The organism is Streptococcus mitis (genome assembly GCF_000722695.1).
GTDB lineage: Bacteria > Bacillota > Bacilli > Lactobacillales > Streptococcaceae > Streptococcus > Streptococcus mitis_O.
Genome location: NZ_JPFU01000012.1, coordinates 147,988 through 174,738, shown reverse-complemented (window position 1 = coordinate 174,738; position 26,751 = coordinate 147,988). Strand labels below are relative to the sequence as shown.

The 26,751-nt window shown below is 39.3% G+C and carries 18 protein-coding genes; 12 read left to right on the top strand and 6 right to left on the bottom strand.

Annotated features, from left to right (window positions below):
* The first annotated feature begins 8 nt into the window (after positions 1 to 8).
* From atpA to SK629_RS04800, 4 genes are all read left to right on the top strand, one after another.
* The gene (gene atpA / locus SK629_RS04815; protein ID WP_042900828.1) at positions 9 to 1,514 is read left to right on the top strand and encodes a F0F1 ATP synthase subunit alpha; all 1,506 of its coding nucleotides are present in this window, start codon (positions 9 to 11) and stop codon (positions 1,512 to 1,514) included.
* Between the two features lie 15 nt (positions 1,515 to 1,529).
* Positions 1,530 to 2,408 (top strand): F0F1 ATP synthase subunit gamma, encoded by an 879-nt coding sequence (locus SK629_RS04810; protein WP_000301217.1) that lies wholly within the window; start codon positions 1,530 to 1,532, stop codon positions 2,406 to 2,408.
* Positions 2,409 to 2,492: 84 nt separating this feature from the next.
* Positions 2,493 to 3,899 (top strand): F0F1 ATP synthase subunit beta, encoded by a 1,407-nt coding sequence (atpD, locus tag SK629_RS04805; RefSeq protein ID WP_000094358.1) that lies wholly within the window; start codon positions 2,493 to 2,495, stop codon positions 3,897 to 3,899.
* A 10-nt stretch (positions 3,900 to 3,909) separates the two neighbouring features.
* Positions 3,910 to 4,329: a F0F1 ATP synthase subunit epsilon gene (locus SK629_RS04800; RefSeq protein WP_042900827.1), complete on the top strand. Its 420-nt coding sequence runs from the start codon at positions 3,910 to 3,912 to the stop codon at positions 4,327 to 4,329.
* Between the two features lie 44 nt (positions 4,330 to 4,373).
* Here SK629_RS04800 and SK629_RS04795 read toward each other — a convergent pair whose 3' ends face one another.
* Positions 4,374 to 5,387, bottom strand: coding sequence for a lactonase family protein (locus SK629_RS04795; RefSeq protein WP_042900826.1), 1,014 nt, complete (start codon positions 5,385 to 5,387; stop codon positions 4,374 to 4,376).
* A 171-nt stretch (positions 5,388 to 5,558) separates the two neighbouring features.
* Between SK629_RS04795 and SK629_RS04790 the strand changes: the two genes are divergently transcribed.
* The 7 genes from SK629_RS04790 (at position 5,559) to SK629_RS04760 (ending at position 20,638) form a co-directional block, all read left to right on the top strand.
* On the top strand, positions 5,559 to 7,541 hold the full coding sequence (locus SK629_RS04790) for a peptide ABC transporter substrate-binding protein (protein WP_042900825.1): 1,983 nt from the start codon (positions 5,559 to 5,561) through the stop codon (positions 7,539 to 7,541).
* 117 nt (positions 7,542 to 7,658) lie between these two features.
* Positions 7,659 to 8,825, top strand: coding sequence for an AI-2E family transporter (locus tag SK629_RS04785; protein ID WP_042900824.1), 1,167 nt, complete (start codon positions 7,659 to 7,661; stop codon positions 8,823 to 8,825).
* Positions 8,815 to 10,044 (top strand): tetratricopeptide repeat protein, encoded by a 1,230-nt coding sequence (locus SK629_RS04780; protein ID WP_042900823.1) that lies wholly within the window; start codon positions 8,815 to 8,817, stop codon positions 10,042 to 10,044. Before SK629_RS04785 ends, SK629_RS04780 begins: the two co-directional genes overlap by 11 nt.
* Positions 10,045 to 10,189: 145 nt before the next feature.
* A complete protein-coding gene (locus tag SK629_RS04775) occupies positions 10,190 to 10,831 on the top strand; it encodes an amino acid ABC transporter permease (RefSeq protein ID WP_042900821.1) in 642 nt (213 codons plus the stop codon).
* 9 nt (positions 10,832 to 10,840) lie between these two features.
* Complete coding sequence (locus tag SK629_RS04770) at positions 10,841 to 11,470, top strand: amino acid ABC transporter ATP-binding protein (RefSeq protein WP_042900820.1); 630 nt, start codon at positions 10,841 to 10,843, stop codon at positions 11,468 to 11,470.
* A 12-nt stretch (positions 11,471 to 11,482) separates the two neighbouring features.
* Positions 11,483 to 12,319, top strand: coding sequence for an amino acid ABC transporter substrate-binding protein (locus SK629_RS04765; RefSeq protein WP_042900819.1), 837 nt, complete (start codon positions 11,483 to 11,485; stop codon positions 12,317 to 12,319).
* Positions 12,320 to 12,601: 282 nt separating this feature from the next.
* The gene (locus tag SK629_RS04760) at positions 12,602 to 20,638 is read left to right on the top strand and encodes a YSIRK signal domain/LPXTG anchor domain surface protein (protein WP_042900818.1); all 8,037 of its coding nucleotides are present in this window, start codon (positions 12,602 to 12,604) and stop codon (positions 20,636 to 20,638) included.
* A gap of 110 nt (positions 20,639 to 20,748) precedes the next feature.
* On the opposite strand, the gene lysS is transcribed toward SK629_RS04760, so the two are convergent.
* From lysS to SK629_RS04735, 5 genes are all read right to left on the bottom strand, one after another.
* The gene (lysS, locus tag SK629_RS04755) at positions 20,749 to 22,239 is read right to left on the bottom strand and encodes a lysine--tRNA ligase (protein WP_042900817.1); all 1,491 of its coding nucleotides are present in this window, start codon (positions 22,237 to 22,239) and stop codon (positions 20,749 to 20,751) included.
* Positions 22,240 to 22,375: 136 nt separating this feature from the next.
* Positions 22,376 to 22,993 carry a histidine phosphatase family protein gene (locus SK629_RS04750; RefSeq protein WP_042900816.1) on the bottom strand — a complete coding sequence of 206 codons (618 nt, stop codon included), beginning with the start codon at positions 22,991 to 22,993 and terminating at the stop codon, positions 22,376 to 22,378.
* On the bottom strand, positions 22,993 to 23,475 hold the full coding sequence (locus SK629_RS04745) for an aminoacyl-tRNA deacylase (protein ID WP_042900815.1): 483 nt from the start codon (positions 23,473 to 23,475) through the stop codon (positions 22,993 to 22,995). Before SK629_RS04745 ends, SK629_RS04750 begins: the two co-directional genes overlap by 1 nt.
* Positions 23,475 to 24,317 (bottom strand): DUF368 domain-containing protein, encoded by an 843-nt coding sequence (locus SK629_RS04740; protein WP_042900814.1) that lies wholly within the window; start codon positions 24,315 to 24,317, stop codon positions 23,475 to 23,477. Before SK629_RS04740 ends, SK629_RS04745 begins: the two co-directional genes overlap by 1 nt.
* Positions 24,318 to 24,411: 94 nt before the next feature.
* Entirely contained in the window at positions 24,412 to 25,212 is an 801-nt protein-coding gene (locus SK629_RS04735; RefSeq protein ID WP_042900813.1) for a GH25 family lysozyme, read from the bottom strand.
* 156 nt (positions 25,213 to 25,368) lie between these two features.
* On the opposite strand from SK629_RS04735, the gene glmU reads away from it, so the two are divergent.
* A complete protein-coding gene (gene glmU / locus SK629_RS04730; protein WP_042900812.1) occupies positions 25,369 to 26,748 on the top strand; it encodes a bifunctional UDP-N-acetylglucosamine diphosphorylase/glucosamine-1-phosphate N-acetyltransferase GlmU in 1,380 nt (459 codons plus the stop codon).
* Positions 26,749 to 26,751: the final 3 nt, after the last annotated feature.

Here is a 26,751-nt window from a genome sequence, read left to right as displayed (position 1 = left end):
GTGTTCTTTTGGCAATTAACGCACAAGAAATCAGCGCTTTAATTAAGCAACAAATTGAAAATTTCAAACCCAATTTTGATGTGACTGAAACAGGTGTTGTAACCTATATCGGGGATGGTATCGCGCGTGCTCACGGCCTTGAAAATGCCATGAGTGGAGAGTTGTTGATTTTTGAAAACGGCTCTTATGGTATGGCTCAAAACTTGGAGTCAACAGACGTTGGTATTATCATCCTTGGTGACTTTACAGATATCCGTGAAGGCGATACAATCCGCCGTACAGGAAAAATCATGGAAGTTCCAGTAGGTGAGAGTCTGATTGGTCGTGTTGTGGACCCACTTGGTCGTCCAGTTGACGGTCTTGGAGAAATCCACACAGATAAAACTCGTCCAGTAGAAGCGCCAGCCCCTGGTGTTATGCAACGTAAGTCTGTATCAGAACCATTGCAGACTGGTTTGAAAGCTATTGACGCCCTTGTACCGATTGGTCGTGGTCAACGTGAGTTGATTATCGGTGACCGTCAGACAGGGAAAACAACTATTGCGATTGATACAATCTTGAACCAAAAAGGTCAAGATATGATCTGTATCTATGTCGCGATTGGACAAAAAGAATCAACAGTTCGTACGCAAGTAGAAACACTTCGTCAGTACGGTGCCTTGGACTACACAATCGTTGTGACTGCTTCTGCTTCACAACCATCTCCATTGCTCTTTCTAGCTCCTTATGCTGGGGTTGCCATGGCAGAAGAATTTATGTACCAAGGGAAGCATGTTTTGATCGTTTATGATGATCTTTCAAAACAAGCGGTAGCTTATCGTGAACTGTCACTCTTGCTTCGTCGTCCTCCAGGTCGTGAAGCCTTTCCAGGGGATGTTTTCTACCTTCACAGTCGTTTGCTTGAGCGTTCAGCTAAAGTTTCTGATGAGCTTGGTGGTGGATCAATTACAGCCCTACCATTTATCGAGACACAAGCAGGAGATATCTCTGCCTATATCGCAACCAATGTGATTTCTATCACTGATGGACAAATCTTCCTTGGTGATGGTCTCTTCAATGCGGGTATTCGTCCAGCCATTGATGCGGGTTCATCTGTATCACGTGTAGGTGGTTCTGCACAAATTAAAGCCATGAAAAAGGTTGCTGGTACACTTCGTATCGACCTTGCTTCATACCGTGAGTTGGAAGCCTTCACTAAGTTTGGTTCTGACTTGGATGCGGCAACACAGGCTAAGTTGAACCGTGGACGTCGTACAGTTGAAGTTTTGAAACAACCTGTTCACAAACCATTACCTGTTGAGAAACAAGTAACTATTCTCTATGCTTTGACACATGGTTTCTTGGATACTGTTCCAGTAGATGAAATTGTTCGTTTTGAGGAAGAGTTCCATGCCTTCTTTGACGCTCAACATCCAGAGATTTTGGAAACCATTCGTGATACAAAAGACTTGCCAGAAGAAGCAGTCTTGGATGCTGCGATTACAGAGTTTCTCAATCAAACCAGCTTCCAATAAGAATAGAGGTGTCAGATGGCAGTATCTCTAAATGATATTAAAACAAAAATCGCCTCAACAAAAAATACGAGTCAAATCACAAATGCCATGCAAATGGTATCGGCTGCTAAGCTAGGTCGCTCTGAAGAAGCAGCTCGTAACTTCCAAGTATATGCCCAAAAAGTTCGTAAACTTTTAACGGATATTTTACATGGAAATGGAGCTGGTGGTTCAACCAATCCCATGTTGATTAGTCGTCCAGTTAAGAAGACAGGCTATATCGTTATTACTTCAGATCGCGGTTTGGTTGGAGGGTACAATTCTTCTATTTTGAAAGCCGTTATGGAGTTGAAAGAAGAATACCATCCAGACGGTAAAGGCTTTGAAATGATCTGTATCGGTGGAATGGGAGCCGATTTCTTTAAGGCTCGTGGTATTCAACCACTTTATGAACTACGTGGCTTGGCGGATCAGCCTAGCTTTGATGAAGTTCGTAAGATTATTTCAAAAACTGTTGAAATGTATCAAAATGAACTTTTTGATGAACTCTATGTCTGCTATAACCACCATGTCAATACACTAACCAGTCAAATGCGTGTGGAACAAATGCTTCCGATTGTTGACTTGGATCCAAATGAAGCGGATGAAGAGTACAGCTTGACTTTTGAATTGGAAACCAGCCGAGAAGAAATTTTGGAGCAGCTATTGCCTCAGTTTGCAGAAAGTATGATTTACGGTGCTATTATCGATGCCAAGACAGCTGAAAATGCTGCTGGTATGACAGCCATGCAAACAGCGACAGATAATGCTAAGAAAGTCATCAATGATTTGACAATTCAGTATAACCGTGCCAGACAGGCGGCGATTACACAAGAAATTACAGAAATCGTAGCAGGAGCTAGTGCCTTAGAATAGGCTTTAGTCCAGCTCGTATGAAATGAACTTAGGACCTAGTTGAGCTAGGAACCGACAGTATCTTATATAGAATAGGAGAAGGAGATGAGTTCAGGTAAAATTGCTCAGGTTATCGGTCCCGTTGTAGACGTTTTGTTTGCAGCAGGGGAAAAACTTCCTGAGATTAACAATGCACTTGTCGTCTACAAAAATGACGAAAGAAAAACAAAAATCGTCCTTGAAGTAGCCTTGGAGTTGGGAGATGGTATGGTCCGTACTATCGCCATGGAATCAACAGATGGGTTGACTCGTGGAATGGAAGTATTGGACACAGGTCGTCCAATCTCTGTACCAGTAGGTAAAGAAACTTTGGGACGTGTCTTCAATGTTTTGGGAGATACCATTGACTTGGAAGCTCCTTTCACAGAAGACGCAGAGCGTCAGCCAATTCATAAGAAAGCTCCAACTTTTGATGAATTGTCTACCTCTTCTGAAATCCTTGAAACAGGGATTAAGGTTATCGACCTTCTTGCCCCTTACCTAAAAGGTGGTAAGGTTGGACTTTTCGGTGGTGCCGGAGTTGGTAAAACCGTTTTGATCCAAGAGTTGATTCACAACATTGCCCAAGAACACGGTGGTATCTCAGTATTTACTGGTGTTGGGGAACGTACTCGTGAGGGGAATGACCTTTACTGGGAAATGAAAGAATCAGGCGTTATCGAGAAAACGGCCATGGTATTTGGTCAGATGAATGAGCCACCAGGAGCACGTATGCGTGTTGCCCTTACTGGTTTGACAATTGCTGAATACTTCCGTGATGTGGAAGGCCAAGACGTGCTTCTCTTTATCGATAATATCTTCCGTTTCACTCAGGCTGGTTCAGAAGTATCTGCCCTTTTGGGTCGTATGCCATCAGCCGTTGGTTATCAACCAACACTTGCTACGGAAATGGGTCAATTGCAAGAGCGTATCACATCAACTAAGAAGGGTTCTGTAACCTCTATTCAGGCTATCTACGTACCTGCGGATGACTATACAGACCCAGCGCCAGCTACAGCATTTGCTCACTTGGATTCAACAACTAACTTGGAACGTAAGTTGGTACAATTGGGTATCTACCCAGCCGTTGACCCACTTGCTTCAAGCTCACGTGCCTTGGCACCTGAAATCGTTGGAGAAGAGCACTATGCAGTTGCTGCTGAAGTAAAACGTGTTCTTCAACGTTACCATGAATTGCAAGATATCATTGCTATCCTTGGTATGGATGAGCTTTCTGATGAAGAAAAGACCTTGGTGGCTCGTGCCCGTCGTATCCAGTTCTTCTTGTCACAAAACTTCAACGTTGCGGAACAATTCACTGGTCAGCCAGGATCTTATGTCCCAGTTGCTGAAACTGTTCGTGGCTTTAAGGAAATCCTTGATGGTAAACATGATCAGTTACCAGAAGATGCCTTCCGTGGTGTAGGTTCTATCGAAGACGTGATTGCAAAAGCTGAAAAAATGGGATTTTAAGAGGTGATCTATGGCTCAGTTAACTGTCCAGATCGTGACACCAGATGGTCTCGTCTATGATCACCATGCCAGCTATGTATCAGTTCGAACTCTGGATGGTGAGATGGGGATCTTGCCACGACATGAAAATATGATTGCGGTTTTAGCAGTTGATGAAGTAAAGGTGAAACGTATTGATGATGAAGATCACGTGAACTGGATTGCAGTAAACGGAGGCGTTATTGAAATTGCCAATGATATCATTACAATCGTTGCGGATTCTGCAGAACGTGCTCGTGATATCGATGTTAGCCGTGCAGAACGTGCAAAGCTTCGTGCGGAGCGTGAAATCGAAGAAGCTCACGAAAAACACTTGATTGATCAAGAGCGTCGTGCTAAGATTGCTTTGCAACGTGCTATTAATCGTATTAATGTCGGAAAAAGACTATAAGAAAAAATGAACTTGAGTTACCAAGTTCATTTTTTTATGTTTTCTTAAGGAGCAAAACTGATGCAGACTGCTTCTGGTACATGGAAGTCGTTAGAAAGTTCTGCTAGACGACCAGTTTCAGGATTGCGTTTAAAGACGGTTGCATTGTCAGAGTCTTGATGGACAGCAATGACAAATTCTTGGTCTGGTGTCAAATCAAAATCACGTGGAGTCTGACCATGAGTAGGAACGATTTCTAATAACTCTAAGCTACCGTCTGCAAGAATTGTATATACTGCGATAGAATCATGGCCACGGTTAGAAGCGTAGAGGTATTTACCATCTTTAGAGAGACGAATAGCAGCAGTTCCATTAAAACCTTCGTAACCTTCTGGTAGAGTTGAAATAACTTGCATGCGTTCAAATTCGCCAACACCATCGTAGATTAAAACTTCGACAGTGCTATTGAGTTCACAAATCAGATAAGCGATTTTATAGTGATTATGGAAAATGATATGACGTGAGCCTGCTCCTGGCTGACTGTGATAGGTATAGAGTTTAGATAATTTCCCTTCTTGATCAAGGTCATAAGTGATGACTTGGTCAGTTCCTAAGTCGCATGTCACTAGATAGTGGTCAGGTGTTAAGTCTGTAAAGTGAACATGGGGAGAAGCTTGATTCTCATGTGGACCTTGGCCACTGTGTTGATCCACATCACTAAGTAGAAGACTACCATCTCCCTGACGTTTATAAACAAGAACCTGTCCCTTGTGGTAGTTGGCTGCGTAAACCAAATCACGCTTTTCATCAACAGCAACATAACAGTGGGGAGCTCCTTCTTCCACGACATGATTTAATAAAGTCCCGTCAGTTTGATAGGCTGCAATGCCTCCCTTGTCATCCTGACTACCAACAGTGTATAGATGTTGGTGCTGATCAAAAGCAAGATAGGTTGGACTTGGTTCAGGAGCAAAAAGTCCTAGATTTGAAAGCTGCCCAGTTTCTGTATCAAAGTCTGCCTTGTAAATTCCTTGGGAAATACGACGTGTATAAGTTCCAAAATAAACAGTTTCTTTCATGACTATACCTCTTTATAAAGATAAGACTATTATATCACAAAAACGGTAGTTGGAGGAACTCTATATAAGACATAAAAAATATAACAAAATATTAAATTTGACTTAGTTTTGTGTTGATTTCCTTTTGAAAAGTGCTATAATAATCCTATATAAATTGCAAAGGAGTTTTTTATGAAAAAACGTGTCTTCTTAGCAGCTGGAGTTGCTGTACTCTCAGCAGCTGTTCTAGCAGCTTGTTCATCTGGTAATGGGAATAAGGAAGCAACTAAACCAGTTACTTATGCCTATGTATTTTCATCAGATCCTGCGAGTCTGGATTATACAGTTGCTGGGCAAAAGTCTACAAAACAGATTACTGGTAATGTCATTGATGGACTACTGGAAAATGATCAATATGGGAATCTAGTACCATCAGTTGCAGAAGATTGGACGGTTTCCAAAGATGGTTTGACTTATACCTATAAAATTCGTAAGGGTATCAAGTGGTATACCAATGAAGGCGAAGAATATGGAGAAGTTAAGGCTCAGGATTTTGTGACTGGTCTAAAACACGCAGCTGACAAGAAATCAGAAGGACTTTATCTTGTACAGGATTCTATTAAAGGATTAGATGACTATGTAAATGGGAAAACAACGGATTTTTCTACTGTTGGTGTAAAAGCAACAGACGATTATACTGTAGTCTATACTTTAAACCATCCAGAATCTTTCTGGAATTCGAAAACAACAATGGGAGTTCTTGCTCCTGTTAGCGAAGACTTTTTAGCTTCTAAAGGAGATGACTTTGGTAAGGCGACTGATGTAACAAGCATTCTATACAATGGGGCTTATCTTCTCACAGGTCTTACATCTAAATCTTCTATTGAAATGACCAAAAACCAAAACTATTGGGATAAACAAAATGTCTTTATTGATGATATTAAGTTGTCTTACTTTGATGGTCAGGATGCAGACTCTCTTGGACGTGGTTTTGATGAAGGAAATTATCCTGCAGCACCTCTCTTTAAAAACTCTGCTAACTATGAACGGCTAAAAGAAAAATATAAAGATAACATTATTTATAGTCAACAACAAGGAACTACTTTCTATATTTCGACCAATATTGACCGTGTTGCCTACAATCACACTGCTAAAACAAGTGATGCAGAAAAATCATCTACTAAGAAGGCTTTGCTGAACAAAGATTTCCGTCAAGCTTTGGCTTTTGCTACAGATCGTAAAGCAGGAATCTCTCAAGTATTTGGGGACGAAGTAGCACCGCGTAAATTACGTACAAGTTTAACACCTCCAACATTTGTACAAGTAGGAGAGCAGTCATTTGGGCAAGTAGCTAAGGCAGAATTGGATAAGTTAGATGGTGTATGGAAAGATGTCAGTCTTGATGATGCCCAGGATTCACTTCATAATGTAGATAAGGCTAAAGCTAAATTGGAAGCTGCCAAGAAAACTCTTCAAGCTGATGGAGTACAGTTCCCTATTCATTTAGATATTCCAGTATCTTCTACTCGTCCACAGTTTGTGCGTCAATATCAATCTTATAAACAATCTATCGAGGAAGCTCTTGGATCAGATAATGTTATAGTTGATATTCAACAAGTTTCTGATGATGAATTGGCAAGTATGACGGTTCTAGCTACTTCTAATACCAATACTGACTGGGATATTAATGCAAATAGTGGATGGGGGCCTGATTACGCAGATCCATCAACTTATCTAGATATATTTGATCCAACATCTGGACCAAATCTTCTTGGTTCCCTAGGTGTAGTACCAGGTAAAGACAGTTCAGCAATCAAAGCGGTTGGGTTAGATAAGTTTAAAGAGTTAATCACGGATGCTAATAGTGAGAAAACAGATCTTGAAAAACGCTATACCAAATATGCTAAAGCTCAAGCTTGGTTAACAGACAGTGCCTTGGTTATTCCTGCACAGTCAGACGGTGCCCAAATGCTCGTAACGAAGAAAGTTCTAGGTACTGGTGCATATGGCTGGGTAGGTGATAAGACTGGTGAACTTAGCTATAAATATCTTAAACTTCAGGATAAGATTGTCACTACTAAAGAAATGGATGAGTTCCGCAAGAAATTTGCTGAAGAAAAAGCCAAATCAAACGCAGATTATCAGAAGAACTTAGACCGTCATATTCAAGACTAATTGAATCTCCTCTTTTGAGGGGATTTTTTATGTCGCTGTCTCCATGTAAGCACTTTAAAAAAGAGTTATTTTTTCCTAAAAATGATATAATGAGAGAACGATAGAAAGGAAGTATTTATGGAACAAAAAGAGAAACATTTTAGCCTATCTTGGTTTTTCAAGTGGTTTTTGGATAACAAGGCCATTACGGTATTTTTGGTAACCTTATTATTGGGACTCAATCTTTTTATTTTAAGTAAGATTAGTTTTTTATTTTCACCTGTTTTAGACTTTTTGGCGGTTGTGATGTTGCCAGTCATTCTATCTGGACTGCTATATTATTTGTTAAATCCTATTGTTGATTGGATGGAAAAACACAAAGTCAATCGCGTTATAGCCATCAGTATTGTTTTTGTGATTATCGCCCTCTTTATCATTTGGGGATTGGCAGTAGCTATTCCAAATCTGCAGCGTCAGGTCTTAACATTTGCAAGAAATGTACCAATCTATCTCGAAGATGCAGACAGAGTTATTAATGATTTGGTAACCAAGCGTTTGCCAGATGATTTCAGGCCCCAGCTAGAGCAAGTTTTGACCAATTTTTCTAGCCAGGCTACAGTTTGGGCAAGCAAGGTTTCTTCTCAGGCAGTCAACTGGGTGAGTGCCTTTATTAGCGGGGCATCTCAAGTGATTGTTGCCTTGATTATCGTTCCTTTCATGCTCTTTTATCTCTTGCGTGATGGGAAAGGCTTGCGTAACTATTTGACTCAATTCATGCCGATGAAATTGAAGGAGCCTGTAGGACAGGTTCTGTCAGATGTGAATCAACAGTTGTCCAACTATGTTCGAGGGCAAGTAACAGTGGCTATTATTGTAGCAGTAATGTTTATCATCTTTTTCAAGATTATCGGTCTACGCTATGCGGTTACGCTGGGTGTTACTGCTGGTATTTTAAATCTGGTTCCTTATCTTGGTAGCTTCTTGGCCATGCTTCCTGCCTTAGTTCTGGGCTTGATTGCAGGGCCAGTCATGCTGTTAAAAGTGGTGATTATCTTTATCGTGGAACAAACTATTGAAGGCCGTTTTGTCTCTCCACTGATTTTGGGAAGTCAATTAAACATCCATCCTATTAATGTTCTTTTTGTCTTGTTAACTTCAGGATCCATGTTTGGTATCTGGGGAGTCTTGCTCGGTATTCCAGTTTATGCCTCTGCTAAGGTTGTCATTTCAGCTATTTTTGAATGGTATAAGGTAGTTAGTGGCCTATATGAACTAGAAGGAGAGGAAGTAAAGAGTGAACAATAGTCAACAGATGTTACAGGCTTTGGAGGAGCAAGATTTAACCAAGGCTGAGCACTATTTCGTCAAAGCTTTAGAAAATGATCCAAGTGACCTTCTGTATGAGTTAGCTACCTATCTAGAAGGGATTGGTTTTTATCCTCAGGCCAAGGAAATTTACCTGAAAATCGTAGAGGACTTTCCAGAGGTTCATCTTAATCTAGCAACTATTGCTAGCGAAGATGGTCAAATAGAAGAAGCCTTTGCCTATCTAGAGGAAATCCAAGCTGACAGTGACTGGTATATATCGGCTTTGGCCCTTAAGGCAGACCTTTACCAGATGGAAGGTTTGACAGATGTGGCGCGTGAGAAATTGTTAGAAGCATTAACTTACTCAGAGGACCCTCTCTTGATATTGGGCTTGGCAGAGTTGGATAGTGAGTTGGAAAATTACCAAGAGGCTATTCAAGGATATGCCCAGTTAGATAATCGTTCGATTTATGAGCAAACGGGCATTTCTACCTATCAACGGATTGGATTTGCCTATGCCCAGTTAGGGAAATTTGAAACAGCTACAGAATTTTTAGAAAAAGCCCTGGAGTTAGAATACGATGATTTAACAGCTTTTGAGTTAGCTAGTCTTTACTTTGATCAAGAAGAATACCAAAAAGCTGTCTTCTACTTTAAGCAGATTGATACCATTTCTCCTGACTTTGAAGGTTATGAGTATGGGTATAGTCAGGCCTTACATAAGGAACACCAAGCTCAAGAAGCCCTGCTTATCGCTAAGCAAGGCTTGGAGAAAAATCCCTTTGAAACTCGTCTCTTGCTAGCTGCTTCACAATTTTCTTATGAACTGCATGATGCTAGTGGTGCAGAAAATTATCTCCTTACTGCAAAAGAAGACGCTGAGGATACGGAAGAAATCTTACTCCGTCTAGCTACTATTTATCTAGAACAAGAGCGTTATGAGGATATTTTAGACTTACAAAGTGAGGAGCCAGAAAATCTCTTGACCAAGTGGATGATTGCTCGCTCTTATCAAGAAATGGACGATTTGGATACCGCCTATGAGCATTACCAAGAGTTGGCAGGAGATTTGAAGGACAATCCAGAATTTCTGGAACACTATATCTATCTCTTGCATGAATTGGGCTACTTTGAGGAAGCAAAAGTCAATGCCCAAGCTTACTTAAAACTGGTTCCAGATGATGTACAAATGCAAGAACTGTATGAAAGACTTTAGGAATAAAATGATTTAAAGCTATATCTTATCAATTTTGAAAGATATAGTTTTTATTTTTGTTAACAATGTAATTTTTTTATAAAAATAGTTGTAATTTAGTTTATGTATGCTATAATAGGGACAATTATTTTAAGGAGGTGTCAGTATGTCTTATTTATTTGAGATATTACCGAGTTTATTGAGCGGTGCAAGCATGACTTTACAGGTTTTTGCACTGGTCTTGATTTTTTCTATTCCCTTGGGCGTTTTGATTGCCTTTGCCTTGCAAGTCCATTGGAAGCTCCTCCATCATCTGATTAACATTTATATTTGGATTATGCGGGGGACACCCTTGCTCTTGCAATTGATCTTTATCTATTATGTGCTCCCAGGCATTGGGATTCGTTTGGACCGTCTTCCTGCAGCTATTATTGCCTTTGTTCTCAATTATGCGGCTTACTTTGCTGAAATCTTCCGTGGGGGGATCGATACGATTCCCAAAGGCCAATACGAGGCTGCTAAGGTCTTGAAGTTTAGTCCTTTTGACACAGTGCGCTATATTATCTTGCCTCAGGTGACCAAGATTGTTCTCCCTAGTGTATTTAATGAGGTTATGAGTTTGGTCAAGGATACGTCTCTAGTCTACGCTCTAGGAATTTCAGACCTTATCTTAGCAAGCCGAACAGCTGCCAACCGTGATGCCAGCCTTGTTCCCATGTTCTTGGCAGGAGCCATTTACTTGATTTTGATTGGTATTGTGACAATCATTTCCAAAAAAGTTGAGAAGAAGTACAGTTATTATAGATAGGAGGTTGACATGTTAGAATTACGAAATATCAATAAGAAATTCGGAGACAAACGAATCCTGTCTGATTTCAGTCTAAATATTCCTGAAAAGCAAATCCTAGCTATCGTTGGGCCTTCTGGTGGAGGTAAGACGACTCTCTTACGTATGCTTGCAGGTCTTGAAACCATTGATTCAGGTCAAATCTTTTATAATGGAGAACCCTTAGAATTGGATGAATTGGAGAAGCAAAATCTACTGGGATTTGTATTCCAAGATTTTCAACTTTTCCCTCATTTGTCAGTTTTAGACAATTTGACCTTATCGCCTGTGAAAACAATGGGAATGAAGCAGGATGAGGCTGAACAGAAGGCGCGTGGACTCTTGGAACAGTTAGGGTTAGCAGGGCACGCAGATGCTTATCCATTCTCACTATCAGGTGGGCAAAAACAGCGGGTGGCCTTGGCGCGTGCTATGATGATTGACCCAGAAATCATTGGCTACGATGAACCAACTTCGGCCCTGGATCCAGAATTACGCTTGGAAGTGGAAAAACTAATCTTGCAAAATAGAGAACTTGGCATGACCCAGATTGTGGTTACCCATGATTTACAGTTTGCGGAAAATATTGCAGATGTATTATTAAAAGTAGAACCTAAATAGGAGGAAAAAGTGATGAAAAAATTGATGCTTATATTAGTCAGTCTAATGACTGCTTTGTTCTTAGTAGCTTGTGGGAAAAATGCTAGTGAAACTAGTGGAGATAATTGGTCTAAGTACAAGTCTAACAAGTCTATTACTATTGGATTTGATAGTACTTTTGTTCCAATGGGATTTGCTCAGAAAGATGGTTCCTATGCAGGATTTGATATTGATTTAGCTACAGCTGTTTTTGAAAAATATGGCATTACGGTAAATTGGCAACCGATTGATTGGGATTTGAAAGAAGCTGAATTGACAAAAGGAACGATTGATCTGATTTGGAATGGCTATTCCGCTACAGACGAACGCCGTGAAAAGGTAGCATTCAGTAACTCATATATGAAGAATGAGCAGGTATTGGTGACTAAGAAATCTTCAGGTATCACGACTGCAAAGGATATGGCTGGAAAGACATTAGGAGCTCAAGCTGGTTCATCTGGTTATGAGGACTTTGAAGCAAATCCAGCGATTTTGAAGGATATTGTTGCTAATAATAAAGCGAATCAATACCAAACCTTTAATGAAGCCTTGATTGATTTGAAAAACGATCGAATTGATGGTCTATTAATTGATCGTGTCTATGCAAACTATTATTTAGAAGCAGAAGGCGTTTTAAACGATTATAATGTCTTTACAGTTGGACTAGAAACAGAAGATTTTGCGGTTGGAGCACGTAAGGAAGATACAACTCTGGTTAAAAAGATAAATGAAGGATTTTCTAATCTTTATAAGGATGGTAAGTTCCAAGAAATTAGCAAAAAATGGTTTGGTGATGATGTAGCAACCAAAGAAGTGAAGGAAGAAAAATAAAATATATAAAAAAGTCTAGTTTTACCATTTTAAACTAGGCTTTTTTTATAAAAAACATCAACAATATAGATATTATTTATATTTTAAATATATTATAACTAACAATCTGATGGGATTAATATATTATCTTTTAGAAAACCGAAATACTTGATTTATAAAGGATTAAAGGGTATAATTTTAATAAGAACCTTTAAATATACAAATATATTTGAGGGGGGGCTTGTTGTTTTTAGCCTTCCTATATATATTAACTGACATTTGTCAGAAAAAAGGAGTAAGGGAATGTTTAAACCCAAAGGGCGTCATGTTCGCCAATCGCAAGTGGAGAAATTCACACGTTACAGTATTCGTAAGGTTAGTTTCGGTGCGGCTAGTGTAGCTGTAGCTACTGGATTGTTTTTCCTTGGTGGAGGAAGTGTTCAAGCGGCTGAACAAGCAACTAATCCAGAAACTAGAGAAGTTCAAAATCCTCAAAATCTAAATGATAAGTCCCCGGAACCCTCTAAGGAAGTTGTTGGACAAGCATCTGCTACTGATAAAGCGACCGATGGACAACAAACTAGTTCTGCTAAAGAGTCTGCGACTAACACACAAGCAAGTCCAGTTGAAACTCCAAATGTAGTGACAGAAAAAGTTGCTATTAATACCGCAGCATTAGAAGATTTAGTTGCTAAAGTTGAAAGTAGATTGAGTCAATTAACCGAAGGCAAGAAAACAAAATCAGTCATTGATGATGCTAAAAATTTGGTTAACAAAGCAAAAGAGCTTTTAAATGATGATACAAAAACACAGGCAAAAGTTAATGCATTGGCTAAACAACTTTCAAGTAACCTTGTCATTTTAAACAGTATCAAATCAGAAGCAACAAAAGTAAACAAAAACCAAAATCCAAGAAATGGACAAGCCATTCCTGGAAAAGGAGAAAGTGGGTTTAGAGATACAGGTACGGTTGCAGATGGTACTGAAAATCCTGTTGCTGTAAATACAAATGATATTACACAAAAAGCTTCTGAATTAGAGGCGGAAATCGCAAAAGTTGAATCTTTAATCTCAGCTGAAAATGCTAAAGGAGAAGGGCAAACAGATAAAGAGTTCGTAGGAATACTAACACAGGTAAAAGAGTCTGCACAAGCTGTTAGAAATAAAGGGAACAACATCCCAACAACAGAAAAAGAAAAGCATGCACTTTTACAAGAGTTAAAAGATAAAGTAGATTTATTGAAACTATACCAAGCTAAAAAATTGGATTGGGGAGCACCTGCCAATAATCACTTAGCAAATTATGGGAATAATCCATCTGATGCAGTAATTAGTAATTTAAATGATACTTTTGGAACGCCTGACTTTTCAAATGCTACATCACATACAAAACGTGCAGAAAATCAAGCTTCTGGTATACGTGGTGCTATTAATTTGGGTTCAGCAACTTATCATTGGAAACAAAAAGAAATAACGGTTGATGAAGCCAAAGCAGGAGCTTTGGGCGGCTGGAAGATTGTTGATAAAGAAGGTGCAAACACCGTAAATATTGTTAAACCAGAAGCACCTACTGATATAGAATATAAAGAAGGACAATCAGCAACCACATATGCACCAAAACCAGCAAAAGTTTATGATAATAACGGTCATGTTACTGCTACTGGTGGTCAAGGTAGAGCAAACGCTGGTGGTGGAGTACTAAGATATATGATTAGTACTGATCGTTTGGGAAATGGAAGTATAGGAAAAGTTAATAAAGATTATTATGTAGAATTAAAAAAACAAGGAACAACTATCTATAAAGATTTCGACGTAAACCCTAACTCTCATTTGTATGCTAATCTTGTCTTTTCTAGTGCGTATGGAGAAATGGGTCTTTCATCTGAAGGTGAAAAAATAAAAATGAGAATAGTGGATGCCTATACTGGCCAACCGCTATCAGAATTAACTAGAAAAGATGGAAAAGCTTCAGATACAGAATTTATTGGAAAACCTGGATCAGATTCGGATGGTTTTGCTGCATTATGGCGTGTAGTAAAAGTGCCTGAAGGGACGACTAAGGTACGTGTATTTGTAGAAGCAGGAGATCAGCCAACAACTTCTGGCTACTTGAATGGTCATAAGGTTGAAGATGGATATATAGTTGCAGGACTAGGATTAACTCCAGGACCAGCACTGACTTTAACGACGACAGTTGTTTCAGGTAGAGATAAAGAAGCATATGGTTATACAGAGGACTCTATTTATAAAAATGCTCAAAAAGGAACGTTTAATGTAACGCTAAGTAATAATGGTGGAGTAGGAGTAGTATATCAGACTAAGTATGAAGTTACATTGAAAGTTCCTAAAGGTGTTAAGTTAGGTACATTACAAGGGACAGACTTAAATGAAGTAAATGGCAAAAGTTTATTTGCTCCAAGTTATACTTATGACTTTAAATATAACAAAGATACACGAGAACTTACTTTTAAAATTGATTTACCAAAACGAGATATTAATCCAACAAGTGGTAAATCCAACACTGTTACGATCCCATTTGAAGTAACGCCTGATTTTGTCGGGGAAGCAACATTTGAGGTAGTAGGGAAAAATGGATTTGGAGGAAAAGATAAATTAGGAAATATGATCTTACCGTATGGAATAGTTGGTGCGGATAGATATAATATTCCAGTGAATGTAAATGCTAATAGTTTAGAAACTTCCGATAATCCTGACTATAAATATAATCGTAGTATTTATATTGATTCTATGACAGGAAATAGCACTATAACTGTACCAGTTGGAACAACTTTTGAAAAAGCAAAAGAAGCAGCAACAGTAAGTGCTGAAGAATTACTAAATTCAGAAGCTTATAGAGAAAAATTAGCAACATTAAAAGCTACTGCTGCCCTAAACTTAAGTGAAACAAGTTCAATTGCAATGGTACAAGGTTATTCTACAGCTGCTGTAAAAGAAAATAGTGGAACTCTAAAAGTGCCAGTTATTCATACTATCGGAAGTAAGAATTTTAATAATCAAATAGACATTAATGTGAATGTAGTGGCATCTACTAAGCAACAGAAAGTTGTTTTTGAAGGAGATACTATTCAAAATGATGATATTAAGGGGAAAATAACTCCTGCTACAATTCCTGGGTATACAGCTACAATCAATAATGTTCAAAATATGCCTACAACAACTGGTAAAGCTGGACAAATCATTAATGTTGAAACAACAGTATCTTATACGAAGGGAAATGTTGTACTTCCTGAAACAGTAACAGTTCCTGTGTTGGTCTTACCAAAAGCAACAGGTAATGTAGAAGTAATTAAAGGTGCAACTGTTGATAAAGTAAAAGAAGTAGCGAAAGCAAAAGCGACAGAAGTAGCAACATCAGCTGACTTCAAAGCTAAATTACCAGAAGGTTCTAAAGATGTAGTGGTTGGTGAGATTACAGAAGAAGTTTTAGCAACAATCACCGCAGAAAAAGGAACGAACAAAGGAATCGTTAAAGTTCCAGTAACATACACAGTAGATGGAACAACTTATACAAAAGATGCAGAAATTACGGTTAATGTATTAGGTTCAGAACCAAAAACAGTCTACACTGTAGAAGGCACAAAACCAGATGCTGAGAAAGTTAAAAATGCCGTAACACCAGGTACTGGAGGAACTGTAGGAACACCAACAGAAACTGCTTTACCAGAAACAACAGGTAAAGCTGGAGCTAAGGATGTAACTGCAACTACAACAGTAACATACTCAAATGGAACAGAAACTGTAAACGTTCCAGTAGAAGTATTGCCAAAAGCAACACCAGAAAAAGTAACAACATTAAAAGATACAACTGGTGAAAACTTAACAACAGCAGTGAAAGAAAAAGCACAAGCTGCAGTAGGTAAACTAGCATTACCATCAGGAGTTACAGCAGAATTAGTACCAAATCAAGATTATACTGTACCAGCAACAGATTCTAATGGTGATAAAACAGCAGTACCAGTAAAAGTACAATACAAAGACAGCACAGGTACAGTAGTAGCAGAAGATACTATTTTAGTCCCAGTTACAGTAGTAAGCTCAACTCCAAGTAAAATTGTCGTATTCGAAGGTGAAAAACCAACAGCAGAGCAAGCGAAGGGAGCAGTACCTCCAGTTACTGGAGGTACAGTGGGAACACCAGCAGAAACTGCTTTACCAGAAACAGCAGGTAAAGCTGGAGCGACTGATGTTAAAGTAGACGTACCAGTAACATATGATAATGGTAAGTTGACAGAAACAGTAAGTGTTCCAGTAATAGTTTTACCAACAGCAACTGGTGAGGTAGAAGTACCAAAAGGTTCAACCGTAGATAAAGTAAAAGAAGTAGCTAAAGCAAAAGCTAAAACTTTAACGGAATCAGCAGACTTTAAAGGGAAATTACCAACAGGAGCGACAGTAACAGTTGGGGATATAACAGAAGCTGTTGCAGAAACTCTAACAAATGAAAAAGGTACAAACAAGGGCGTTGTAAATGTTCCAGTAACTTATACAGTAGATGGAAAAACATACACTACAACAGTACCAGTAACTATTAACGTAGCAGGCTCAGAACCAAAAACAGTCTACACTGTAGAAGGAACAAAACCAGATGCTGAGAAAATTAAGAATGCAGTAACACCAGGTACTGGAGGAACAGTAGGAACACCAACAGAAACTGCTTTACCAGAAACAACAGGTAAAGCAGGAGCAACAGATGTAACTGTACCAACAACAGTCACATATCCAAGTGGAACAGAAACTGTAAACGTTCCAGTAGAAGTATTGCCGAAAGCAACCCCAGAAAAAGTAACAACATTAAAAGATACAACTAGTGATAACTTGAAAACAGCAGTGAAAGAAAAAGCACAAGCTGCCCTAGGTAAACTAAGATTACCAACAGGAGTTACAGTAGAATTAGATCCAAATCAAGATTATACTGTTCCAGCAACAGATTCAAATGGTGATAAAGATAATGTACCAGTAAAAGTACAATACAAAGACGCAACAGGTACAGTAGTAGCAGAAGATACTATTTTAGTCCCAGTTACAGTAGTAAGCTCAACTCCAAGTAAAATTGTCGTATTCGAAGGTGAAAAACCAACAGCTGAACAAGCGAAAGCAGCTGTAACACCAGGGACAGATGGTACAAAAGGTGAACCAACAACATTACCAGAAACAACAGGTAAAGCAGGAGCTAAAGATGTAAAAGTTGATGTGCCTGTGACATACGACAATGGTAAGGTAACTGAAACAGTGAAAGTTACAGTAACAGTATTACCAAAACCAGAAGCAGATGCAATTATTGTTCCTAAAAATGGCGACAAAGAAAAAGCAAAAGAAAAAGTACTTGCTCAAACGAAAAAAGCAATCGAAGACGCAACATTTAAAGGAAAATTACCTCAAGGTGCAACAGTTGCTATTGATGAGACAGCTACAGTAACAGTTCCAGACTTAACAGAAGATACTGAAGTAGATGTAACTGTTAAATATACAGTAGATGGTCAAGAAAAAACAACGACAGTTAAAGTACCAGTTACAGTAGTTGAGAGTGTACCTCAAATTGTACCAGTGGATGAAGGTAAGAAACAACCATCTGCAAAAGATAGTATTGATTCTAATGACTACCCAGAAGATGCAACATTTGAGTATAAAGAAGAAGTAGATACATCTACACCAGGTGATAAGAAAGTTACTGTTGTTGTGAAACAAGGGAATAAGGTACTTGTTGAAGTTCCAGCAACTGTACGTGTTGTAGGTAGCACACCACAATTTGTAGTAGCAGATCCAGCTAAGAAACAACCAGAAGCGAAAAACAGTGTTACTCCAGGAGACTATCCAGAAGGAACAACATTTGAGTACAAGACACCAGTAGATACAACAACACCAGGTGAGAAACCTGTAACGGTAGTAGCTAAGCTAAATGGTCAACCAATTGCAGAAGTTCCTGCAAAAGTAGTAGTTGTAGAGCCTAAGACACAATATGTAGTAGCAGATCCAAGCAAACCACAACCAGATGCATCTAAGAGCATTGATCCAGAACAATATCCAGAAGGAACAACATTTGAGTACAAGACTCCAGTAGACACAACAACACCAGGTGAAAAAGATGTGATTGTTGTTGCTAAAAATGGAGAAGACAAACTTGTAGAAGTACCAACAAAAGTGAAGGTTGTCCAAGGAAATCCACAAATCGTTCCAGTGGATGAAGGTAAGAAACAACCATCTCCTGAAGATAGTATTGATCCGAATGATTACCCAGATGATGCAACATTTGAGTACAAAGAAGAAGTAGATACATCTACACCAGGTGATAAGAAAGTTACTGTTGTTGTGAAACAAGGGGATAAGGTATTAGTTGAAGTGCCATCTACAGTACGTGTAGTAGAAAGTTATCCTAAATATGTCCCAGTAGATCCAACTAAGAAACAACCAAATCCAAAAGATAACATTAATCCGAATGACTTCCCAACTGGAACAACATTTGAATACAAAGACAATACACCAGTAGATACAACAACACCAGGTGAAAAACCTGTAACGGTAGTAGCGAAATTAGACGGGCAACCAATTACAGAAATTCCAGCTAAGATTGTTGTTGTAGAACCTAAGACACAATACGTAGTAGCAGATCCAAGCAAACCACAACCAGATACATCTAAGAGTATTGATCCAGAACAATACCCAGATGGCACAACATTTGAGTACAAAACTCCAGTAGATACGACTACACCAGGCGAAAAAGATGTTACTGTAGTCGTGAAAGATTCAGATGGAGATACAATTGTAGAAGTACCTGCGAAGATTAAAGTCGTTCAAGGCAAAGAACAATTAACTCCAGTAAATGCTGAAGATAAAGATAAACCTAAAGCTGAAGATAGTATCACACCAAGTGACTATCCAGAAGGTTCAACATTCGAATACAAAGTTCCAGAAGGACAAACAACTCCATATGATGGAACAACTCCAGGGGATAAACCAGTTACAGTAGTTGTAAAAGATAAAGATGGAAAAGTGTTAGTTGAAGTTCCAGCTACTATTAAAGTAGTTGAAACAAAACCAACACCGATTGAAACACCAGTAACCACAACACCGTTAACCCCAGAGGATTACACAAAAGGAATTAAGATTCCAGAAGGCGGTAAAGTAAAGAATGTTGCAAACATTCCCGACTTAACAACTCCAGGTAAGAAAGATCCAGTTAAGGTAACGATTGAATTGCCAAATGGCAAAGTGATTAAAGTGGACGTTCCAGTAACTGTTACTCCAGTTAAGGAAATTGAAACCCCAGTAACCACAACACCGTTAACCCCAGAGGATTACACAAAAGGAATTAAGATTCCAGAAGGTGGTAAAGTAACGAATGTTGCAAACATTCCCGACTTAACAACTCCAGGTAAGAAAGATCCAGTTAAGGTAACGATTGAATTGCCAAATGGCAAAGTGATTACAGTGGACGTTCCAGTAACTGTTACTCCAGTTAAGGAAATTGAAACCCCAGTAACCACAACACCGTTAACCCCAGAGGATTACACAAAAGGAATTAAGATTCCAGAAGGTGGTAAAGTAACGAATGTTGCAAACATTCCAGACTTAACAACGCCAGGTAAGAAAGATCCAGTTAAGGTAACAGTAGAGTTGCCAAATGGCAAAGTGATTACAGTGGACGTTCCAGTAACTGTTACTCCAGTTAAGGAAATTGAAACACCAGTAACTACAACACCGTTAACCCCAGAGGATTACACAAAAGGAATTAAGATTCCAGAAGGTGGTAAAGTAACGAATGTTGCAAACATTCCAGACTTAACAACGCCAGGTAAGAAAGATCCAGTTAAGGTAACAGTAGAGTTGCCAAATGGCAAAGTGATTACAGTGGAAGTTCCTGTAACAGTAACACCTAAATCACAAAATGGTGGAGGAGTCATTTCTCAAAATGGCGATTCAACTGTTCAGATTGTAACGGAATATCTAGATGAAAACGGAAACCGTATTACTTCAGATAAAGAAGGAAAACACAATCCAATAGAGTTGGAAGGATATGAATATAGTCATTCAACAACTGATTTTAAAGGAAATACCCTACATCACTATAAGAAAGTTACAAATTCAATCAATCAAGAGCAACCAAGTGCTCCAGAGACTCCTACAAGTCCAGAAAAACCAGTAGCTACTCCAGTTCAGACAAGTTCTACAGATTCTAAACAAGTAGCTGAAACAACCGTATCCAATGATAAGAAGGAATTACCAAATACTGGTACAGAAGATAAGGCTGGTCTAGCTAGTCTTGGACTTCTTGGAATGTTGGGTGCATTCGGACTCGTAGCTCGTAAGAAAAAAGAAGACTAAGAAAGAAACTTCTTTTCTGAAGTCTGATAGAAAAATAGACTGAGGTGAAAACTTCAGTCTATTTCTTTTTACTGTAAAAAAACCTCTGGCAAGTACCAGAGGATAAGAGCTTATTTCATTGTTGGGAAGAGCAATACATCACGGATAGTTGTTGTATCAGTGAGGAGCATGCAGAGACGGTCGATACCGATTCCCAAACCACCTGTTGGTGGCATACCATATTCAAGAGCTTCGATGTAGTCGTAGTCGATACCTGTCGCTTCATCGTCACCAAGTTCTTTGGCTTTAGCTTGGGCTTCGAAACGGCTAAGTTGGTCGATTGGGTCGTTGAGCTCAGTAAAGGCATTACCGTACTCCTTAGTCATGATGAAGAGCTCGAAACGGTCTGTAAAGCGTTCGTCTTCAGGATTCTTCTTCGCGAGTGGAGATACAGCTACTGGATGTCCATAGACAAAGGTTGGTTGAATCAAGGTTTCTTCAACGAACTCTTCAAAGAAGGCATTGATAATGTGACCAACTTCAGTGTAGTGTTTCTCAACTGGAACTTTCTTCTCAGCAGCGATAGCTTTGGCTTCCTCGAAAGTAATGTCTTGCCAGAAATCGACACCAGTAATTTCTTTGATAGCATCCACCATATGAACACGTTTAAATGGCTCGTTAATCTTGATTTCAGTACCTTGATAGTTAACTGGGCCGTCGCCTTTGACTGATTTAGCAGCGTGTTGGATAATACCCTCAGTCAAGTCCATAATGTCTTGGAAATCTGCATAAGCTTGGTAGACTTCGATAGAAGTAAACTCAGGGTTGTGAGTAGCATCCATTCCTTCATTACGGAAGATACGGCCAATCTCATAGACACGTTCCATACCACCAACGATAAGGCGTTTTAAGTGAAGCTCAGTCGCGATACGAAGCACCATATCAATGTTTTGGGCATTGTGGTGGGTGATAAATGGACGGGCAGCAGCACCACCAGCTTCGTTGTGAAGAACAGGTGTTTCCACTTCAAGGAAACCTTTTTGGTCAAGGTAACGACGGATTTCAGAAATGATTTTTGAACGAGTGACAAAGCGCTCAAAGCTTTCACGGTTAGAAATCAAGTCAAGGTAACGTTTACGGTAAATGGTTTCAACGTCTGTCAAACCATGGAATTTCTCTGGTAGAGGACGAAGAGCCTTAGACAAGTGTGTGATGTGAGTAGCCTTGATAGAGAGTTCTCCCATATCTGTACGCATCACTTCGCCTTCGACACCAAGGAAGTCACCAAGGTCTGCTTTTTTGAAGATTTCGTAGTTTTCTTCACCGACAGCATCCTTACGAACGTAGATCTGGATTTGACCTTCGCGGTCTTGAAGGTGGGCAAAACCTACTTTACCTTTACCACGTTTGGTTACCAAGCGTCCTGCGATAGTAGCTGTTTCGTTTTTATCATGTAATTGTTCTTTATCGAGGTCAGCAAATTTATCTTTTAATTCTTGTGAATTTGCAGTGCGTTCAAAGCGTTTTCCGAAAGGATCGATTCCTTGTTCACGAAGCGCAGCCATTTTTTCACGGCGAACGATCTGCTGGTCATTTAGTTCTTCCATATGTTCTGTTGACATGGGATCCTCCTAGTTTTACTCAAAATTGAATACGATGAGTCATTTTTTGCGATACTCCCATTTTATCATAAATAGCCAAGAAATTCACGGATAATATTTAAAAACTAAAAAGAACTTGACACTAAAATCAAGTTCTTTATTGATAAGAGGTATCATTCCAAGTGTCGAGAGTGAATCTTTCAAAATCATGGGTTTCTAGAATGGTTAGGCTGGCATTTGCTAGACCACCATCTTTACGAAGAAGAGGTTCTTTATAGCCTAGTAGAGTACGAAGACTGGCAGTAAGATTGGCGCCGTGGCCGACAATTAGAATACGCTCAGCTGGACTATCTTTGAGTGATTTGATAAATTGGATGGTCCGTTTTGTTGTGCTATAGAGGGATTCGGCTCCAAACATTTGAGTGTCAAATTTAGCAAGATTCGTACGGAAAGCTTTGATTTGTTGCGGGTAAATAGCTTCCAAGGTTGCGATTTTTAATCCTTCTAATTTCCCCAGCTGCCATTCACGGAGATTAGGAACACTTTCTAAAGGACAAGGCATCTGAAGTTGACTTTGGATAATCTCAGCAGATTTGACCGCTCGAGGTAAATCACTTGCATAAATCTGATCAAAAGGAATCTCCTTGAGATACTGGCCGAGTTTTTTGAGAGTGTCAATGGATTCAGGAAGAAGGGGAGAATCGCCACTAGCACCTTGAAAACGTCCTTCCTGATTCCAGACTGTACGGCCGTGGCGGACAAAGTAGAGTTTCATTACTTACTGTCCTCCAAGATATCTGCAAAGTCAGCTTTTACAAAGCTAGCCAAGTCTTGTGGTGCGACGATAATGCTGTGACCAAGTTCGCCAGCAGAGACAATCATTTGATCCAAGTCTAGAGCAATCTTATCGATAAAAATGGGGTAATTGTGTTTCTGACGAATACCGACAGGATTATTGGCTCCATGAATATAACCTGTTGTTTTTTCCAAGTCCTTTTGGGGAATCATGCTCACTTTTTTATTTCCAGAAATTTTAGCTAGTTTCTTTTCAGACAAGTGTTGAGTGATAGGCACAATTCCTATAATCGGTCCTGTCTTATCTCCCAAAAGAGCCAAGGTTTTGAAAATCTGATCTCGTTCATAACCTTGAGGAAGTTCTCCTTCAAGGGCATTGAGTTGAATCCCCTGATGTGGGATAGCTGCTTTAGACAGGATTTGTTCTACCAATGTTTTTTTGATTTTAACTTTTTTTGCCATTATTTATACTTGTCCTCCAATTGGCTCATCCAAATACCAAGCCAAATTCCCAACGCAAAGAAGAAGGCGATGATGACATAACCGACATGTGAAAGTCCCATGTATTGGATACTTTCAGCGTTTCCTGCATTTGGAATCAAGATCAAAAGAGTACTTGATAGGACGATACCGATGATGAAATGATAGACGCGTGAGTGGTAGTTGTTTAAGGCATAATCCATCAATTCTGAAAAAATAATGAGAGTTGCACCTGCCCCGATTCCAATCGGGAAGAAGGTTCCCAAGAGGTCAAAGGTTTTAAAACCAGTCAACATAGGAGCATAGAGTCCCAAAATCAAAAGTAGATTTGATGGACTGAGGCCAGGAACTAATACGCCAAGAGCCAGCAGTGCTCCTGCTAGGACGAAATTAAGAAAGCTGGCGTTTAAGGTTCCAACGACAAAATTTAAGGCATAGAGTCCTAATCCAGAAATAATAAAGGTTGTCCAGAACCAAGCCAAATCAATCTTGTCTCGGTCAGATTCTCGAGTTGATTCTTTAAGGAGGCTAGGAACTGTACCAATAATGGCGCCCGCAAAGCTCCATAGGACAAAGACCTGATAATTTTCAAGCAGGTATTCAATCGGGTAGGAAAATAAGCCGATTCCCAGAAGCATACCAATGGCAACTGGTATAAAATACAAAACATTTTCTTTAAAGTCTTTAAAGGGATGGGCCAGAAAGCCAATCATCCGTTCATAAATTCCTAAGATTGCTGCTAGAACCCCTCCAGAAATTCCCGGTAAGATAAATCCAAGAGCAATGACAATCCCTTTAACAATGCGCGCTAACCATGAGAGCATATATTTCCTCCAACTATTTCTATTTCAAAAAATCCTTACTATATTGTATCACAATCTATAATAAAAAGAAAAAGCAAATGCTAAACAAATGCTTTTAAGGTTTTAAAAAGATTTTTCTAAAGGTTTCTTCTTTGTTTTTTAGGGAAGAGATGACGTTGATATCCAAATCGTGATCAAAGCCAGCAATTTTTCCTTTAGAAGTGTACTGATGAATGTCGTAATCTAAATCAGTCTTAGGAGTTGCCTCGTAAAATCCTGAGTCAGAACCATAGGAAGGAATCCAAACAGAGGTAAACTTATCTGTATCAATACTGTGTTCTTCCATGAAGTAGACCCCAACGTAGATTCCGATGTTTTTAGCACCTAGGGATTCTAGCTTTGCCCGAAAGGCTTCAACCCCATCGTTCATATTGGACATGGTTTTGTCTTCCACATCTAGCCAATAGTAGCTAGGGCTGTATGGAGATGAAGCGTTATAAAAAACTTCAGCAGCTTTTTCCATTTCCTGTACATTTTTTCCAGCTACATAGGCATAGACACCAACTGGGACATTTCGTTTTTGAAACTCCGTGATATGGGTTTTAAAGGCCTTATCAACACCATTAACATAGGAAGCATCGTTCTCTTTGGACGTTTGAGCACCACTATGGACGCGAACAATAGCTCCAGAAATGTTTTGGGAGAGAGTATCGTAATTAATTTCCTCAGGACGTTGCCAACCAGAAACATCAATTACCGGTTTATCTATATTGTGTAGCGCTTGTGTTTCTACTTGCGCAATATTTGACTTTGTTTTTACAGGATGGTCCTCAAAACGAGGGCGATTCAGGATTAAAATGAAAATTATAATCCCAAAAAAACCAAATAAAATAAGCGGATTAATTTTCTTTCTCATATCTCATAATTTTACCTTAAAAATGGAAAAAAATCAAAAAAAAACACTCAAAAAATGGGTTAAGGAAAGGACTTTAGAGCATTTTTTCATTCAAGAGCGCGGAATGATTTGAAATATGGTATAATAAAAGGGAATTTCTAGAGAAAAGAGAAGATTATGTCAAATTATGCCATTATTTTAGCAGCAGGTAAAGGGACTCGCATGAAATCTGATTTGCCAAAAGTGTTGCATAAGGTTGCGGGTATTTCTATGTTGGAACATGTTTTCCGTAGTGTGGGAGCTATCCAACCTGAAAAGACAGTAACAGTTGTAGGACACAAGGCGGAAATGGTTGAAGAGGTCTTGGCTGGACAGACAGAATTTGTGACTCAATCTGAACAGTTGGGTACTGGCCATGCGGTTATGATGACAGAGCCAATCTTAGAAGGTTTGTCAGGTCACACCTTGGTCATCGCAGGAGATACTCCTTTAATCACAGGTGAAAGCTTGAAAAACTTGATTGATTTCCACATCAATCATAAAAATGTGGCCACTATCTTGACTGCTGAAACAGATAATCCTTTCGGCTATGGACGAATTGTTCGTAATGACAATGCTGAAGTTCTGCGCATTGTGGAGCAGAAGGATGCCACAGATTTTGAAAAGCAAATCAAGGAAATCAACACTGGAACTTACGTTTTTGATAACGAGCGTTTGTTTGAAGCTTTGAAAAATATCAATACCAACAATGCTCAAGGCGAATATTACATTACAGATGTCATTGGCATTTTCCGTGAAGCTGGTGAAAAAGTTGGCGCTTATACTTTGAAAGATTTTGATGAAAGTCTTGGGGTAAACGACCGTGTGGCTCTTGCGACTGCTGAGTCAGTGATGCGTCGTCGCATCAATCATCAGCACATGGTTAATGGCGTTAGCTTTGTTAATCCAGAAGCAACTTATATCGATATTGATGTTGAGATTGCTCCTGAAGTTCAACTCGAAGCCAATGTTACCTTGAAAGGGCAAACGAAAATTGGTGCTGAGACTGTTTTGACAAATGGTACATATGTAGTGGATAGCACTATTGGAGCAGGAGCTGTCATTACTAACTCTATGATTGAGGAAAGCAGTGTTGCAGACGGAGTGACTGTCGGACCTTACGCCCACATTCGTCCAGGTTCAAGTCTAGCTGCCCAAGTCCATATTGGTAACTTTGTTGAAGTGAAAGGCTCTTCAATCGGTGAGAATACCAAGGCTGGTCATTTGACTTATATCGGAAACTGTGAAGTGGGTAGCAACGTTAATTTCGGCGCAGGAACTATTACAGTCAACTACGATGGCAAAAACAAATATAAAACAGTCATCGGTAACAATGTCTTTGTTGGTTCAAATTCAACCATTATTGCGCCAGTTGAGTTAGGTGACAATTCCCTCGTTGGGGCTGGTTCAACTATTACTAAAGACGTGCCAGCAGATGCGATTGCTATTGGTCGTGGTCGTCAGGTCAATAAAGATGAATATGCAACTCGCCTTCCTCATCATCCCAAGAATCAGTAGGAG

Excerpts from the sequence above, each read along its gene's own strand:
- SK629_RS04810 (WP_000301217.1), top strand. The coding sequence starts at position 1,530 with ATGGCAGTATCTCTAAATGATATTAAAACAAAAATCGCCTCAACAAAA.
- atpD (WP_000094358.1), top strand. The coding sequence starts at position 2,493 with ATGAGTTCAGGTAAAATTGCTCAGGTTATCGGTCCCGTTGTAGACGTT.
- SK629_RS04800 (WP_042900827.1), top strand. The coding sequence starts at position 3,910 with ATGGCTCAGTTAACTGTCCAGATCGTGACACCAGATGGTCTCGTCTAT.
- SK629_RS04795 (WP_042900826.1), bottom strand. The coding sequence starts at position 5,387 with ATGAAAGAAACTGTTTATTTTGGAACTTATACACGTCGTATTTCCCAA.
- SK629_RS04790 (WP_042900825.1), top strand. The coding sequence starts at position 5,559 with ATGAAAAAACGTGTCTTCTTAGCAGCTGGAGTTGCTGTACTCTCAGCA.
- SK629_RS04785 (WP_042900824.1), top strand. The coding sequence starts at position 7,659 with ATGGAACAAAAAGAGAAACATTTTAGCCTATCTTGGTTTTTCAAGTGG.
- SK629_RS04775 (WP_042900821.1), top strand. The coding sequence starts at position 10,190 with ATGTCTTATTTATTTGAGATATTACCGAGTTTATTGAGCGGTGCAAGC.
- SK629_RS04770 (WP_042900820.1), top strand. The coding sequence starts at position 10,841 with ATGTTAGAATTACGAAATATCAATAAGAAATTCGGAGACAAACGAATC.
- SK629_RS04765 (WP_042900819.1), top strand. The coding sequence starts at position 11,483 with ATGAAAAAATTGATGCTTATATTAGTCAGTCTAATGACTGCTTTGTTC.
- SK629_RS04760 (WP_042900818.1), top strand. The coding sequence starts at position 12,602 with ATGTTTAAACCCAAAGGGCGTCATGTTCGCCAATCGCAAGTGGAGAAA.
- lysS (WP_042900817.1), bottom strand. The coding sequence starts at position 22,239 with ATGTCAACAGAACATATGGAAGAACTAAATGACCAGCAGATCGTTCGC.
- SK629_RS04750 (WP_042900816.1), bottom strand. The coding sequence starts at position 22,993 with ATGAAACTCTACTTTGTCCGCCACGGCCGTACAGTCTGGAATCAGGAA.
- SK629_RS04745 (WP_042900815.1), bottom strand. The coding sequence starts at position 23,475 with ATGGCAAAAAAAGTTAAAATCAAAAAAACATTGGTAGAACAAATCCTG.
- SK629_RS04740 (WP_042900814.1), bottom strand. The coding sequence starts at position 24,317 with ATGCTCTCATGGTTAGCGCGCATTGTTAAAGGGATTGTCATTGCTCTT.
- SK629_RS04735 (WP_042900813.1), bottom strand. The coding sequence starts at position 25,212 with ATGAGAAAGAAAATTAATCCGCTTATTTTATTTGGTTTTTTTGGGATT.
- glmU (WP_042900812.1), top strand. The coding sequence starts at position 25,369 with ATGTCAAATTATGCCATTATTTTAGCAGCAGGTAAAGGGACTCGCATG.